Below are 17,041 nucleotides of genomic sequence, written 5' to 3'. Positions count from 1 at the left end.
TCTTTATTTTACGGATTAGAATTGAAGGTCAAGTCCCACTGTAAATACCCGGCTCTTAGGATAAGCACCCCAGTCCAGACCCGGCATCATCGGATTGTTCAGGCTGTTTACTTCGGGGTCGTAGCCGCTGTAGTTGTTCAGGCAGAATAGGTTCTGACCGGTGACATATACGCGGAGACGTGAAGCATGGAATTTATTTGTCCACTTCTTCGGCAAGGTATACCCCAACGTCAAGTTTTTCAAACGCAAGAAAGAACCGTCCTCAACAAAACGTGAGTATACGTCGTTAGTGATGTAACCTCTTGTGGAAGGAACCAAATTGGAAGCATTCGTTTCGCTCCAACGGTCTGCCACTTCGGCAAGCATGTTACGGCGTCCGCTTCTGGATTGTGTGGCATACAAACGGGTAGCGTTGTAGATGTCGTTGCCATAGTTGAACTGGAACATGAAACTCAAGTCGAAACCTTTGTATTCAAAAGTATTGGTGATACCACCGAACCATTTCGGCATAGCGTTACCAATCACTGTACGGTCATTGGTCGTGATGTCACCGTCACCGTCCTGGTCTTTGTACTTCACTGCACCGGGGCGTGCACCGTTGGCGTCGCCTTTGATGCCGGTGTTGTAACGTGAGTTTTGTGTAATGCCCGGTTTCAATGTCAACTTACCGTCCGTATCGGTATAGAAATCATCGTATTGATAAATACCATCAAATTCATATCCGTAAATCAGACCTAATGATTCGCCTACTTTAGCAATATAGTCATAACCTGTAAAGTTGCTATCAAAGCCGGAACGTGCATACATGTGGCTTGCGCCGTCTGCCAACGCCTTCAGTTCGTTACGGATGAACGAGATGTTGAAATTGGTACTCCATGTAAAGTCTTTAGTCTGTATATTCGTAGAAGATATGCTCAACTCAATACCTCTATTCTGAATTTTACCGATGTTCTGCCATTGCGAAGTAAAACCTGTGGCCTGTGCCAATGACTGTGCCAACAGCAAGTCTTTAGTATTTTTGATAAAGAAATCTGCGGTAACATTCAAGCGATTATCTAAGAAACCTAAGTCAAGACCTAAATTGACAGAACTAGAACCTTCCCATTTCAAATTGGAATTCTTGAGCTGCTTAGGAGTAAGTACGGTTACAGTATTGTTGCCAAGGCCATACTTAACGTTTGAGTACATATCCAAAGAAAGGTAGTTGCTGATACGGTCGTTACCCACGATACCCCAACCGAAACGTACTTTGAAGTTCGACAGCCATTTGAGGTCTTTCATGAAAGCCTCTTCGGATACACGCCATGCAGCGGAGAATGAGGGGAAGAAACCCCATTTATTCTTGTTGGAGAATACGGTAGAACCATCGGTACGTACCGTAGCCGTCAGCAAGTAGCGGTTGTCATAGTTGTAGTTGGCACGAGCAAAGAAAGAGAGTAATGTCTTGTCGTAATAATCAGTGTTTACTTTACTCGGAGTAGCTCCCAGACCTAAGTTATCGTTACCCAGATTATCGAACGGGAAGTCCATCGCTTCGCCCAACAGATATTCGGAACTTCTGAAAGAAACTTCATGCGCCAACATTACATCATAGTTGTGCTTCTTTACTTTATCTTTCCATGTCAGTGTATTGGTATTGGTCCAGCGTACATCGCGTCCCATTTGTGTACGCCCGTAAGGTTTCTGTCCGTTACGGTATGCTTCTTTCGAACCATCGCGGTAGAATATATCCGTACGGTTATTGGTAGTATTGTAAGAACCACTGGTCTTGAATGTCAGGCCTTTGATGATTTGCCAGTTTATGGATGCATTTGCTGACCACATCTCTGCACGCTTCTCGTTGGTTACTGATTCGGCTTGTTTTACAGGGTTTACCTGTGCGAGGCTCTCGCCGGATGCCAACATTTCGGGGTCGATGGCAGACGCCAGCAGTTCTTCATTTGTCATCTTCAAGCCGCCTGTGGGACGTGCACTCAAGATTTGTGCCAGCATATTGAAACGTCCAGAATCACCTGATGTACCCACACCCTTACGGTTGGTCATTGCATAGTTTACAGTGAGGTTGAAAGACAGTTTCTTGTTGATTTTTTGGTCTAAACGGAATTTGGCGGTAGTTCTGTCGAAACCGCTGTTCTTAAAGATACCGTTTTCTACGTAGCGTGAGAGTGAACCGTTATATTTGGTATTGTCGGTACCGCCCATGATAGTTACGTTATGGTCTTGAGACCAAGTGGGGTTGAATGTTTCGCCTTGCCAATCTACTCCGGTTACGCCGATGTAGTCATCGAGTGATTGATATTTGTAAGGAACTCCTTCTGTTTCATCACCTGTTTTGTAGTAGGTATCTGTGAATTTTGCGTCAACATCGCCTTGCAATCTTGCAAATTCGTACGGAGAAAGCACGTCTAATGTCTTTGAAATCTTACGGTATGTAGCCGAGCCGTTGTAGGTAACGGTTGTTTTGCCTACTTTGGCAGATTTGGTGGTAATCAAAACTACACCGTTGGCGGCACGCGCACCATAGATGGCGGAAGATGAAGCGTCTTTCAATACTTCGATAGATTCGATGTCCGAGTTGGAGAGGTAATCGATGTCCGATACTTCAAAACCATCTACAATATAAAGTGGAGAAGCGTCTCCCGTCAATGTTCCTACACCGCGGATGCTGATGTTGAAGCCTGCGCCCGGGGTACCGTCGGTAGAGGTGATTTGTACACCGGCAATTTGACCTCCCAAAGCTCCGGCTACGGAGCTTGTCTGAAAGCCTTCAATGTCTTTGGAAGCTACGGAAGCAACAGAACCTGTCAAGTCGCTTTTCTTCATGGTACCGTAACCCACAACTACTACTTCGTCCAGTGTTTTGCTGTCGGGGGTCAGCTGAATAGTTACCTGTGTTTTGCCTTGCAGGCGTACTTCTTGCGTCAAATAACCGATATAGCTTACTACCAGTGTAGCGTTCTTTTTGGCTTTCAGGGTAAAGTTACCGTCAAGGTCGGCAGCAGCACCGGTGGTTTCGCCTTTCACTTGCACGGTGGCACCAATCAAGGGTTCTTGATTCTCGTCAAGCACAGTTCCTTTTACTGTCACACCTTGCGCAAAGGTGATAATGGAGACGAGGAGAGCCAAGAGGGTGATGTACCCTCTTTTGCTCAGTGTGTGATATGTTGGTTTATACATAATTGTATTATTGTTTGGTTAGTAATTAGTTGCCTTCGTAGGTTTCGTCGAACCAGATAATGAGTGGGAAAACAGGATTCGAAGGATTATCAGTAGTAGCCTTCAGCGCATCCATAATATCATTTTTAATGTTGTATCTGAGCTGAGCTAACATTGCTCCATAAGCATATTGATTATCTTTACCCTTTATTTTGTCAGGAATAACAACGAGTTTCACTTCGTCTTGATCTAAATAGCAAGCTTTTTTATTCAAGTCCGTGATATTAGGTGTTCCTTGTTCATTATAGTAGCGCATTGGATCTTTTTTGGTTTTCGTGACAGTGGAACAGTTTTCCCATACTTGATATAGCAGTTCATCAGCTTTAGAACTTCCATTTAATGGTGTACTGTTTTTGTGACTATCATTATTGTCAAAATTGCAATATGTAAAAGGTCCATAATACTCCCAAACAAATTTATCTTTTGGCATGTCATAAATACCATTACATTTAATAGGTGTACTTTTATTAGCTCCAATTATCTGAGTTGTAAAATTACTACATTTACCAGTCTTTGGATTTGCTTTAATAACGAAAGGAGTACAAATCATAGTTTGATTACCTTTTTTTTCTTCGCCATTTAAAATGTATGGCTTACTGTCAACCTTGGGGGTGTTGAAAAATATAGGAATATTACGAACAAAAGCAGGAGCTTTAGGTTGGGTTGCATTGGTTACGGTTACTTTAATTAATAAAATACCACCTTCAAAACTGCTACCTAAAGGTGTATCTCCCATAGTAATTTTTCCATTGTTTGAGTCAATTTCCGTCTTTGAGAACTTGTCCGTTTTTTCTCCTCCAAATCTAGAAACAATCGTATAATTAAATATTGCATTGTCATCTTTTATGTCTGATCCCTTCACCTCATATTCAGATGTCACATCTACTCTATGAATGAACCGGAACTGATTTCTATAGAGTTCATTTTGAGTCTTTACTGTAGCTATATTTATATTTTGATTAGATTGCACCTCATGTTCAATATTATTCCCCCAATCTATATATGTAAAATAATTTGGATTTTCCAATACATTCACAGAAAGTGATTTAATAATACCTTCTTTATTCTTCATATTAGTAACCTTTACTTTGATTTCGTGAGATCCGGCACTTAATGTATGATTATTGGCTATTGTGATTGTTCCATTACCATCATCAACTTTAATAATCTCATTCTTTTTATGTGCAAGGATTTCTTCGTCTGTATTTTCTTCAGCAAAAGAGAATTCTACAGCATCACCCTCAAAGCCTGGATTACGTTCGGCAGTTAGCTCTCCTCCTAATTGGTAGAGGTCTTGTGTAGTATAACTAAATTTATCAGGGTCAATAGGTTTTACATAGTCTGTAACTTTTGCAGCATATACACTCTCAAAATCAGCACTACCATAGCTGTTGCTGACAGTAATTGTAAATGAATAAATTAAATCCTTGTTAGCAGGCACTTCATGATTCTCTGGTAAACTGATTTGTCCGTTTTCCTCGTTAATACTAAAACCTGAGATTTCCGGGTTGATAGACTTAATGGCAAACTTCAGGTCTTCTTTTCCACCTTTTAGCTGAGGTATACTACTTTCTCCGGCCAATCTTGCTTCAAAAAGGTCATAATCTGTTTGGTTTAGACTATAAACCAATTTGCGTGGCTTGGAAACGACTTTGAATGTTACAGCGTCAGCAAACATATGGTCGCCTACTTTAGTAGTCAGCTTTAAGCTCAATGTATATTCTTCTCCTGCTATCAGTTGGTCTTCTGTAACACCCTCTTTGATTATGATTTTTCCTGTAGATGTTACATCGAAGTATTGCAGATAAGGTTTGCTTTCATCTTGTGCAATGGCATAACGAAGAATGCTAATATGTTTATCTTTTTCAGTAGTGACTTGTGCACTGGTTTCCGCCCACTTTTCTTCGTCTTGGTTTACTACAATTATTTTGTCCGGTTCTATTGTTACGCCTTCGGGAGCAGCAAGCAGCATATTCACCTGAACAGCATCTTTGAACTCGAAGAACTTACCGTTGGAATAGCAACCTACACTGATGCTGTACAGACCTGATGCCATAGCGCCTGTGTTTTGAATGGCGATTGCTCCTGTCTCGGTATTGATTACGAAATTCTCGTCATTGCTGAATGTTTCTTCATCCAGCGTAATATTTGTGATTGTAAAGTCGTAGGGCGCACTGCCTTTATAGGCGGGTGCTTGTAAATCATACGATAATCCCGGACCTATATCCGTCACTCCCATGTAATAGAGAATAAAGCCCGTTGAATCCGTAGTCTCCGTCTTGTCACAAGAGACACAGAACACAGTTAATGCAGCTACCATCAGAACTCGTAGCATGCTGAATGTGCTTAACAATTTAGATTTCATATTTTGAAAGTTATTGGTTTATTATAAAGTATAAGATAAAGTCTTAGTTTTTCCTTCAACTGTAACATTTACAGAAACACTGTTGTCGGTACATTCACCGAATGTAGCTTTAATCTCTTCATTCCCTGTATATTTATCTACCGGAAGAATAACAGTGATGAAACGGGTTGTTTCATTGGCTTTTTTATTGGAATTTATATAATAGGCAGTGCGTTCGTTGTAGCCATCTCCTGCTGAACTTGAGAATGAAACACGTCCATTTCTTGTTGCACCCTTTATGAAGTTGTCATCAGTAATGGTACGTACAATGATATTATTGTTTGAAAATACTGTATGTGCACCTTTCGCTTGTTCATCTACAACTACATCCTCTTTTTTGTCACATAAATGAAAGTTCAGGTACAACTCTCCTGCTGCGTTACCGATACCTTCATCCACTAATACAAAGTATGATTTATCTACATAAAATACAGAGCGGCGATGTGTTAAGTTGTCGTAACCTTTATTTTCGAATACTAGTACATCATTGTCTGCTTTTAAAAGTTTGCCGGCAGCATATTTAAAGTCTGATGCTTGATTGTTCTTTTTATCTATTATCTCTACTTTTCCTAAAGTCAGTGTGTTATGATTTTCACTATTACGGAACCATAAACGATCTTGCCCATCATTTGAATCGAGGTTGTAGTTGTAACTGTAAACTCCAGAATCTGGGAAGAAATTACGTCCATTGATGTAGAGTTCAAATGTTCCGTTGTCGGGTTGGTTATGGCTCCAACGGTCTAAGTTGGTAGATATGTCATTACTCTTGTTATTGCTGAAAATCATCACTGTTGATGACGTTTCCCAACCGTTGCGCATTACATAATAACCTGCGTCTTCAAATACTTTTATTTCAGTGTCGGGATGGCTTCCTTGAGGAGTGTTGCCATTGACGGCTGTTGCCATATATTTGAATTCTTCGCTGTCTGGGAAGAGCTCAACATATCTATCGAAGTTTTTAGAAATAGTAGAACGTTTCCAGTTGCTTTTCCAAGAATCGTTAAAGCCAGGTACAATGTAATCATTGTCAGGACCTGATTTAAAGTAGTTAGGGTAGGTAAAGTGTGTTAAAACTTCTGCTGCCTTACGGAGGTGTTCATTGAAATCAGGGTCTAACTTATTTGTAAGATTGTTGGCTTTGGTCAGTCTTATTGTTTCATAAAAATCGGCTACGGCAGAAATATGATAGTGGAGTGACATTTCTTTATGCCAACCGTCGGACATAAATTGATTTTTTACTTCTGCATTTGCAATGCTGTACCCCTTGTCCATCCATGTTTGAGAATTTTTAAATTCAGGTATCAGTATACCGGCAGTAATCAACGCCTGTCCTTGTGTTACTAAAATATTACCACTTGATTTATAGGGGTATTTTACAAGAAAATCCGCTTGTTCAGCAAATGATGCAAGGAATGTGGTGAGCCATTCAGGGGTAAAGTTGTCGGAGTGTTTGAAGTATTCCAGCAACTGCACCTGGTCGATAAGGCGAGTTGCTACTTGGAGTTGCCACCACGGGCCTTCTCCTATTTCTGCTTCAGTAGCGGGTTGCGGGTTTTGTGCAATCCAGTCGCCGTACACTTCTATCCATGAATTGATGTATTTTTCATCACCACTTACACGATAAACTTTAGCTTGGGGAAGAAACCATTGATGGCGGTGAAGTTGCTTCGGGTATTCTGTATCATTTTTAGGATTATTCGCCCAGTTGATTGCACCGGCTTTACCTACAGAATAAGGTTTTCTGTCTTCGACTTTACCATCGTAGTAACCTTTAACATAGAAACGATACTCTAACGCGAAGTCGGCGGTTTTCTGGTCGCCGTCATTATAGCTGTTACCGTCTTTGTCTTTAGTGTCTTTTTTGAGTTCAATGTTTACTAATGATAATAACGGGTTTTCTGCATTTTTTCTCATGCGATAGTATTCCAGCAATGCACTTGCCGCCAGATAATCCTCTCCTGCTTCATGGTGTTTTTTTACTCTCTCCAGACCGGGATAGTCGAGGTTGAGTTGGTCAAATACGGCAGCATTCAATACTGCGTCCTCTTTGTTCTCAGGGGTCAATTCCGGATTGGTGTTGCCACCTGCTAAGAAATCTTCTTCATCATCAACGCATCCGGAGAATGCACATAATGCGAACAAACAAATAAAAAGAGTGTTCTTCATACTTAAGTTGATTTTTATTAGTAAAAGTTTAATTTTTCTTGCCGCAAATATATTACATTGAATTTTAAATAATAGTATATCTTGTTTATCTTTTTTTTGAAATCAGAATTTTATTATCAAAGTTGTTGAATGAAATATTAGATTTGTCTAAAAGGGTGGCGTAAGATGCTCTGAGAGGGTGATTTTAGTGAATAGGGGAATATCGGATTATGCTTGTTTTATCAGATTATCATCGTAGGAAAACAGGATATTATCATAGGAAAATAATGTTTGCTCATACCTCCTTCACCCTTTTCCTTCTTCCTATTCATAGGGAATAACGGGTGAAGCCTGATTGTGTAAGTGTCATTACTGTCGGCGTATAGCAGTACTTGAAACGCCACACCTTATCTCCCCAAAGTCCGGGCATTTGCTTGGCAAACCGCAGGCATTATGAACGTTGAGATGTGGCATTTTACTCGTAAAGACGTGGTGTTTCGGGCGCTAACGTGTGGGTATTACACGTAAAATCCGTTTTGTAGGATGAATAAGTTCATCCTACAAAACGAATAAATTCATCTTACGGGTTAGTTTTTTTCGTCTCATGAGATGAATATATTTATCCCATGGGTTCACCCGCTATCCCGCATGAACAGAGAAGGGGGAAAGGGTGAAGGGGGGCAATTACGTACTTCTTTTATTGCCATACTTCAAGATATTGATTAAGTGTGTTGCGGAGCCTTAGTTTTGCTGCATAATCCATCAGTAAGGAAATATTTTTGTCAGGGCGTTTCAGGTAAGTTTGAAGAATTTCAGCCATTACATCAATACCAACTTTATTCCTGTATTTGATAGCATCACATACCGAACGCTCCATGTCAAAGATTGGTACATTGTATCCTTGTACATCTTTTTGGGTAACTCCGATAGACAGCAACTTATCGGATTGAAAAACCAGTTGAAACTCCGGATAATCGGGCAATATTATTTTTCGAGTACGCTCAATGGCCACATAGTAAGCGTTTGGTATCTGCGTGGTCAGATGGTAAATAGACCATGCGGACCAAAGACAAAGTATGCCATTGGGGATTATCGTGCGGATATCTACCATTGTGTTTGCCAAGGCATCAATGTCTGCATATATACCATTTTTAAGACGTATAGCCTCACCTTTACGAACAGCAGCCTGCAACTGTTGTTCTTGCCAGTCGCTCAACTCTTTGGTTGAAATAAAGCCACTCTTTTTTAGTTTATCTATGATACACATACTCTAAACATATTTACTTTGCAAAAGTACTGCAATTATTTGAGTATGCAGTAGGTTTTATAGGATTTTTATTCTGATAGTCTAAAACTTTGGTTTTCAGTAATTATCCTTTAGCTTTCTTTATATACTCCGTCGGCAGGCAGCCCACATACTTCTTGAAACATGTTGCAAAATAAGACGACGAATTAAATCCTACCATACTGCTGACTTCGGCCACTGTATAACGTCCGCTTTTCAGCAGTTCCGTCGCTTTCTTAAACCGGATTTTGCGGATAAAGTCAATAGCGGATTCTCCGGTAATCGCTTTTAGCTTCAAATGCAGGTTGGAACGGCTCATATTCATTTTCTGCGCAAATTCATCGGTGGAGAATTCGATGTTGTCTATGTTCTCCTCTACAATGCTCACGGCACGTTTCAGCAACTCTTCGTCCATGGCGTTGAAAGTGATTTTCTCCGGTTCCACTTCCAGTGACTTGGCATACTTCTCGAGCATGTGCCGGCGGGTACGCATCATGTTCTGTATCTTTGAAGTGAGGACGGTAATGGCGAACGGCTTGGAAATATAATCATCCGCACCCACTTGCAAGCCTTCCAACTGGTCTTTTATATCGGTTTTGGCAGACAGAATAATGACCGGAATGTGGCAAGTACGGATATTCTGCTTGATATTCTTACACAGTTTGATTCCGTCCATTACAGGCATCATAACGTCGGTGATGATGATATCTACCTCATTATCTTTCAGCTTCTCCAGCGCTTCTTCACCGTTTCCGGCTTCCAGAGTATTGAACAACCCGGCCAAGCCGCTACTGAGATAATGGCGTATTTCCTGATTGTCTTCCACAATAAGGATAGTGCCGCGTTTTTTGTCACCCGTCTCTATGGCCTCACTTTCCATTTTCTCCGTATCGATGAAATACATGTCTTTGGAGTTGGTGGAGTACACCTGCTCTTCTTCCTTGGAGGCATTGGAGTCCGCCCGTTCCGAAACTTTATAGACGGACAAGTCTTGCGGCAGATAGACGGAGAACGTGCTTCCCTTACCCTCTTCGCTCTCTAATTCGATGTGCCCGTGATGTAAATCCACCAGGCGTTGCACCAATGAAAGGCCGATTCCGCTTCCTATATGCTGGCTTTCTATCTGATAGAAACGTTCGAACACCTTACCCTGCTTGTTGATGGGGATACCGATACCGGTGTCGCTCACTTGCAGTATCAGGCAGTTGTTCTCCTCTTTCAGAGTAACGGTGATGCTCTTTCCGTTATCCGTATATTTAAAGGCATTGGATAACAGATTGTTGACAATCAGTTCCAGATAGTTCGGGTCGAAATACTCCTCTTTATCTTCCAGCTCGGAGTGGAAAGCATAGTGTATCTCTTTGTGGCGTGCCAGCTTGTCATAATACAGGAAGTTTTCGCGTATCAGGCGATATGCGTTGCCTTTCTTTATCTTCAATTCGAAAACACCGAGTTCCGCCCGGCGGTAGTCCATAAGCTGATTGACAAGATGCAGCAGGCGGTTGGCGTTCCGCTGGATGTATTCCAGCTGGTTGCGGGTCCAACGGTCGTTGATTTTGCTGATAACCTCTTGCAGCGGCGCCAGAATCAGGGTAAGCGGCGTGCGGAGCTCATGCGAAATATTAATGAAGAAACGCATCTTCATCTGGTTGATTTCTTCACGGTGTTCCTTGTCTCGGCGTTCTATTTCAAGCTCCGCTTCCATATTCTTACGCAGCCAGAAGAACCGGAATACAAACGTAATGAACCCGATGGAAGTGGAGAGGAACAGCAGGATAGCCCACCAAGTCTTGTACCATACGGGCAGTATGACGATTTCCAGTATGGTAGGCGTGGTATTCCATTTGCCGTCGTTGTTGGCGGCTTTCACCATGAAGTGATAAGTGCCGTGCGGCAGGTTGGAGTAGGATACCGAGCGCCTGTCCGTGAGGTAATACCATTCTTTGTCGTAACCGTCTAATTTATAGGCGAAAGTATTATGCTGTCCGGAAATGTAGTTTGAAACGACAAACTCCAGAGAAAACGCTGTCTGCCAGGATTTCAGCGTGATGCTTTTCGTGTCGCTGATGTTCTTGCTCAAAATACCGGTTTCGTCGTCGGGACGGACGGTTTTGTTGAACAGTTGTAACTTGGTGATTACTACCGGCGGAGTATAGGGGTTGTCCAGCAACAGCTCCGGGCGGAATGTGGTAAGGCCGTTTATGCCTCCGAAGTACATTTCGCCGTTGGAAGTACGGTAACAGGAAGATGTATTGAACTGGTTGCTTTGCAATCCGTCCGCTTCGGTAAAGTTGCGGAACTTCTCCGTTTCAGGGTTGAAACATGAGATACCCCGGTTGGTGCTCATCCACAGGCGGCCGTAAGAGTCTTCGAGTATGCCGTAGACCACGTTGTTGGGCAGGCCGTTGGCTGTGGTGTACCGCTTAATCCGCTTCTCCTTCTCGTTGAAACAGTAGAACCCTTCGCGCGTACCCACCCAGATTAAACCGTTGGCCGCTTCATAGATATAATTGGTGAATGCTTTCGTAACAGTGGATTCGGGCAGAATCGCCGCTTTCTGTATAGACGTTCCATGCTGTTTGAATACGGATATACCCTCTTCCCCGCCTATCCAAAGGCGCTTTTGAGAGTCCCGGAACAGGGTTGTAATCTTTTGAAGATTCATTGGCGTCCCGTCGCTCTCTTGCGTGACGGTGGTAAAGCTCCGCTTCTCCGGATTGAAGTGTACCAAAGCGCTTAATGTACCTAAGAGGAAGTTATTCTCTCCGTCGGGCAGAATGGCGTATACGTTTTCGTTGATTAAACGGCTGTTGCGTTGGTTGAAGTTCTCTATGCGTCCGCTGTTGCGATGCAAGATGCTTAGACCGCCGGCGTGTGCGCCGATGTAGACTAATCCTCTCGGTTCATCCACATATACGGACTTGATGTTGTTGGAGCCGAAACCGTCTTCACGCTGGTTTTCCTGCAATGCGTAATGGACGAATTGCTGGGTATCGGGGGTGTATAGGTTCAGTCCGCCGTCATTGGTTCCTATCCACAGGTTTTTCTGCCTGTCTTCAACGATACAGCTTACGACATTATCACTCAGCGAGTTTCTGAAAGGAATACGCTCGATGTTCTTGAAGCGGTTACGGATGGGGTGGTAATAGTTCAGTCCGCCGAAATAAGTGCCCAGCCACATACCGCCTTGCGAGTCCATGAAGATGCTGCGCACCGAGCGTTGCGACAGGCTGCCGCTTTCTACGGGATTGCTGCTGTAAGACATGAAAGAGTCGTTTCCTTCATGGTAGATATTGAGGTCGTTGAAAGTGCCTATCCATAAGCGGTTTTGCGAATCCAGCGCCAATGAGCGGATGTAATTGGAGCTGATGGACTGCGGATTGGAAGGGGAATGTCTGTATATCTTGACTTCCCGGGTCTTAGGATTGATGAGAAGCAGCCCGGAGCCTTCCGTTGCCACCCATATACGGGTGGGGGATTGCTGGAGTATTCCCTGAATCTGCTTGCTGCTCGGTATGTAAGTAAGCTTCTCAAGTTTTTTCTGCGGAACGGAGTAGCAGTACATACCGTCCGACGGCGTCCCGATATAGATTTGGTCGCCATGCCTGTACAGGGCGGATGCAATCGTTTTGTGCATTGCCGTACTGAATATGTCGTTGACAAAACGGGATGTAGAGACGTCGAACATCGTCAAACCCTCCAGGGTGCTGATGAGTAAACGGTCTGGTGACAGTTCCACAATACCGTTGACTTGCAGATGCTTGCCGTTCTTTTCATAGAAAAAGTTCTGGAATTTGTCTTTCTCCTCGTCGTAGTACGAAAGGCCGTCGCGGGTGCCGATCCACACGCGCCCTTTGCTGTCGGTCATCACGATACGGGCTATGTCGTTGGCGATGCTGTTCGGGTCGTTCTCGTCGTGCTGATAAACGGTGAATGCGTATCCGTCGTATTTATTGACGCCGTCGTAAGTGGCGAACCACATATTCCCGAGCTTATCTTGCGCTATGGAGAATACTGTGCTTTGCGATAAGCCGTCCTTAATGGATATATAAGAAAAATTTATTTGTCCCCAGGCTTCCGAATAAGCGTAAGAGACTCCTGCCATACATAGAAAAAACAGGATGGTTACTATCTTTTTAAGGTTACTCATTATTAAACCGTAAAATTTATGATGCATCAAAGATAGTAATATCTTTCAAAATTTCTATATCTTATGGTGGATTTACACAAATATAGGGTTTTCTGAAACAAATAGGGGGTGGGTATGAGGGATAGCTTTCGTACTTTTGCAGCGTAATTTAAGTTTAATATCAAATAGAATGAAGAAAAACATTTTTGTTATCTGCATGGTGATGGCAGCAGGTTGCACGACAACGCTGACTGCGCAAACCAAAGGCTCTGAAACATTGGTTCCCCTGACCAAACGGGTAAACGTTCAAGCTGACTCAGCGCGTATCGATCAGGTTATAGACGGCTGTTGGGTAGCTGTCGGCGCGAAAAAGGAGCATGCCATTCAACGGGATTTTACATGTTTGTTCAACGGCAAACCGTCTTATCGTTTTGAGCTGCGTGAAGAGGATAATACTTTGGAAGGGTACGGAAAGGGAGAGACCAAAGGCCGTGCCGAGTTCTCTTATTGTTATGCCACCTCGGCCGATTTTAACGGATTGCCGGCGGATGCTTACCGGAAAGCGCAAATCACCAAGACCGTATATCATCACGGAAAAGGTATTTGTCCGCAAGGAGCGTCACGCGACTATGAGTTCTCCGTATATATTCCGTCTGCGCTGGATAACAATGTGTCTACCATTTTTGCCCAATGGCACGGTATGCCCGACCGTACGCTTGTGCAGACTCCTGAAGGTGAAGTGAAAAAGTTGACGGTTGACGAGTTTATAGAGCTGGATAAGACCACTATTTTCAAAAAGAACACCGGACATGAAAAAGTGGCGAGACTGGATAAGCAAGGAAATCCGATGAAAGATAAAAAGGGAAATCCTATCTATAAGGCCGGAAAGAAGAACGGTTGGTTGGTAGAGCAAGGCGGTTATCCGCCGTTGGCTTTCGGATTTTCCGGCGGCTGGTTTTATATCAAGGCCAATTCAGACCGCCGTTGGCTGACCGACAAGACTGACCGCTGTAACGCCAATCCGGAAAAAACTCCGATAATGAAGCCTGTGACTTCTGAATACAAGTCGTCTACAATAGCTTATAAGATGCCTTTTGTCGATTTCCCCAAAGACTGCTGGGTTACTTTCCGCATTCATATCGACTGGACTACTTATGGCAAGGAAGCCGAAACCATTGTGAAACCGGGCAAACTGGACGTACAAATGGAGTATACCGACAAGAAGAAAACCGTTAAAGAGCATATCGTGAATAATGAAGAAATTCAGATAGGCCGTAATGACGATGACGGTTACTATTTTAAATTCGGCATCTATCGTGTAGGTAACAGTACAGTACCGGTATGCTATAACTTGGCTGGATATAAGGAAGAGTGATGAGTTATAAGTTATGAGTTATAAGTGATTAGTGATACCCTCGATTCACAATTCCCTTACTTACAACCAATCCTTAATCACTTATAACTCATAACTTATAACTTATCACTCCTTTCTTTCTGCTTTGTATGATTTGCCAACGATAGACCAGACAAGTGGTGAGGAAGTAAATGCCTGTTTGTATCCATAAAGCCTGATACTCGAACGATACTTCGTTGAGAGTGGCTCCCATACTGTTGATGCGTACATAGCCGTTGATTCCGAAAGTGGAAGGGAAGATATAGGAAAAATATCTCCAGAATTCGGGCATTGCGGCGCCCGGCCATGAAATGCCGGAGAGGAACAATAGCGGTACGGAGGTAAATACAAACAATAACATACAGGTTTCCCGGTTGCGTATGGCAATGGATGCCGTCATCGCAAAGAAGATGCAAGCTGCCAGATAGGGCAGGGCGAAGAGAGTCAGCACACCGGGAATCGCTATCTGGTTGAGGCTGAAAAGGCGGGGAACCACGCATAATATATACACAGCCACCAGCGAATATACCATAAAATAACTCAATCCTTTTCCCATTACGATACGGAGCGTACCGTTATAATGACGGTTGATAGGAACCAAATCTTTGAATCGGTTTTGCTCACGGGCGGTTCCGGCGGATAAGCCGATACCCAGCAGGAGCGTTTGCTGTATAATCAATATGAGTACGGCAGGTATCAGAAAAGCGGCAAATCCATTGGTCGGGTTGAAGATGGCTACGTCTTCGTATTCGATGGGGTAGGCTGTTATTTCATCCTGACGGGCGGTGGTGTTGCCGGCGCGTTTCATTTTAATGTCTGCATTCATGGCGAGCGACACGTTGGTGTTGGCTGTCAGTAATGCCTTGTAGTAAAGCAGTCCGCTCATATCGCAGAAAATGCTGACTTGTGTCTGTTTGCCCCGGGCTATATCATCGCTGAAATGGGCGGGTATGTAAATAATGCCGTAAGCTTTGCGGTCTTTCAGCATGAGTTTGGCTTCTTCCATATCGGCGCAATGAGCCACAATGCTTGTTTCCGGACTGGCGTCCACTTTCCGGAGATACTCCCGGCTCAGTGAACTGCGCGAGTTGTCCACGACTACGGTAGGTACTTCACGAATTGTTTCGTTGGTATAGATGAAAGAGTATATCAACGGATACACCAACGGGACAAGCACAAAGAAAATCAGCACGCCTTGATCGCGAAAGGTGGTGCGGAATTCCTGCTTCCATATATAGAACAGGTCGTGTATGCCTTGTACGACTTTCTGTTTGAACGTCAGCTGTTTCATCAGGGTACGTATTTATAGTATATCAATGCTTCTTTCAGCCTGTGGGCAACGAGGAAGGGAAGCATCATGAAAATAAGCAATGCCACATAATTCATCCATGAGTAAATCATGGGATAGCCGTTCAGAGCCTGGTCTACATAGATAAGGAAGTAGTGGCGCAGGGGGAATAAGTTGGCCAAACCTTGCAGTACGGGGTGCATCGCCATAGCCGGGAACGACAGTCCGCACATGGAGAACGACAGCACGCCCCATAAGGAAGCGAAGCTCAGTCCCAAACGCAGTGTGGGGAGGGTGCCTATCATCAGTATGCCCATGCCTTGCGAAGCCAATACCAGGCAGAGGGTGGCGAACAGCATCGGCAATATTCCGCTGTTGCAGGGGAAGTGCAGGAAGCCGTACAGATACACATTATATAATATACCCATAAGGAAGAATACAGCCGTGTGGGGCAGCAGCTTTCCGGCAAGGGAAATCCAGATGGAGTTGTTACCCGTACGCAACCATTCGCGGGCGGTACGGTCTTTGATTTCTACGCCGATGGAGTAGACGGTTATCATAAAGATGAGCAGCATCAGTACGCCCGGAGCAAAGGTATTGCACAGGTATACGGAATAGTTCAGCCACGGATTGTTCAGCGGGTGAGTATCGATGACAATCGGTTGCAGGAATGCCATCGCCTGGTCTTCGGTAGCGCCTTTGGCATATAGTGTTGTGCGTGCGGCGGCTCCGGATGCCAGTTCGCTCATCATCTTCATGTCTTTAAAGAGTAATGAACCGGCTATGAGCAACGTGTTGTTGGTATAGAAAGATACTTTGGGCTGCCGCTGGGCTTGTGCTTTGGCGGTTGTCCCTTCGGGGATGTAATAGAAGCCGTAAATCTCTCCTTTCTGCATGGCGATACGCGCATCGGCGATAGTGGGGTAGTGAGCTACGACTGCCGTTTGCTCGAAAGCGTCCAGATTACGTACCAGTTGGCGTGAGGTGGTAGTCATATCCTGGTCTACCACGCCGACCGGCATATCGGTGGGCAAACCGGAATCCATCAATGTCGTGAAGAATATATAGCAGAATAGGGGCGCTACTACCATGCAGAACAGGTAGAGCGGGCGTGAAACGAGACGGCGAAACTCACGTTTCATCACATTCCACAAGGCCATGTATTTATTGTTCTTCTCCAT

General features: G+C 43.8%; 8 protein-coding genes. 1 reads left to right on the top strand and 7 read right to left on the bottom strand.

Annotated elements, in window-relative coordinates:
• Nucleotides 1–15 precede the first annotated feature (15 nt).
• The 5 genes from BUB52_RS04245 to BUB52_RS04225 form a co-directional block, all read right to left on the bottom strand.
• The gene (locus BUB52_RS04245; protein ID WP_009122756.1) at nucleotides 16–3,177 is read right to left on the bottom strand and encodes a SusC/RagA family TonB-linked outer membrane protein; all 3,162 of its coding nucleotides are present in this window, start codon (nucleotides 3,175–3,177) and stop codon (nucleotides 16–18) included.
• A gap of 25 nt (nucleotides 3,178–3,202) precedes the next feature.
• Nucleotides 3,203–5,581, bottom strand: a complete 2,379-nt coding sequence (locus BUB52_RS04240) for a surface glycan-binding family protein (protein WP_009122755.1) — start codon at nucleotides 5,579–5,581, stop codon at nucleotides 3,203–3,205.
• Between the two features lie 21 nt (nucleotides 5,582–5,602).
• Entirely contained in the window at nucleotides 5,603–7,786 is a 2,184-nt protein-coding gene (gene hepC / locus BUB52_RS04235) for a heparin-sulfate lyase HepC (RefSeq protein ID WP_009122754.1), read from the bottom strand.
• 676 nt (nucleotides 7,787–8,462) lie between these two features.
• Nucleotides 8,463–9,032 (bottom strand): type IV toxin-antitoxin system AbiEi family antitoxin domain-containing protein, encoded by a 570-nt coding sequence (locus tag BUB52_RS04230; protein WP_009122753.1) that lies wholly within the window; start codon nucleotides 9,030–9,032, stop codon nucleotides 8,463–8,465.
• A gap of 103 nt (nucleotides 9,033–9,135) precedes the next feature.
• On the bottom strand, nucleotides 9,136–13,200 hold the full coding sequence (locus tag BUB52_RS04225) for a hybrid sensor histidine kinase/response regulator transcription factor (protein WP_039950971.1): 4,065 nt from the start codon (nucleotides 13,198–13,200) through the stop codon (nucleotides 9,136–9,138).
• Between the two features lie 169 nt (nucleotides 13,201–13,369).
• Here BUB52_RS04225 and BUB52_RS04220 point away from each other — a divergent pair, with 169 nt between their 5' ends.
• Complete coding sequence (locus BUB52_RS04220; RefSeq protein WP_009122751.1) at nucleotides 13,370–14,554, top strand: heparin lyase I family protein; 1,185 nt, start codon at nucleotides 13,370–13,372, stop codon at nucleotides 14,552–14,554.
• Between the two features lie 88 nt (nucleotides 14,555–14,642).
• Here the strand turns inward: BUB52_RS04220 and BUB52_RS04215 are convergent, their stop codons facing one another.
• On the bottom strand, nucleotides 14,643–15,863 hold the full coding sequence (locus BUB52_RS04215) for an ABC transporter permease (RefSeq protein ID WP_009122750.1): 1,221 nt from the start codon (nucleotides 15,861–15,863) through the stop codon (nucleotides 14,643–14,645).
• Nucleotides 15,863–17,041 carry an ABC transporter permease gene (locus tag BUB52_RS04210; RefSeq protein ID WP_009122749.1) on the bottom strand — a complete coding sequence of 393 codons (1,179 nt, stop codon included), beginning with the start codon at nucleotides 17,039–17,041 and terminating at the stop codon, nucleotides 15,863–15,865. Before BUB52_RS04210 ends, BUB52_RS04215 begins: the two co-directional genes overlap by 1 nt.

Source organism: Bacteroides clarus YIT 12056 (assembly GCF_900129655.1).
GTDB classification, from domain to species: Bacteria; Bacteroidota; Bacteroidia; order Bacteroidales; family Bacteroidaceae; genus Bacteroides; species Bacteroides clarus.
Note: the sequence above shows the minus strand (reverse complement) of the source record. Positions and strands in the feature narration are given on the sequence as shown.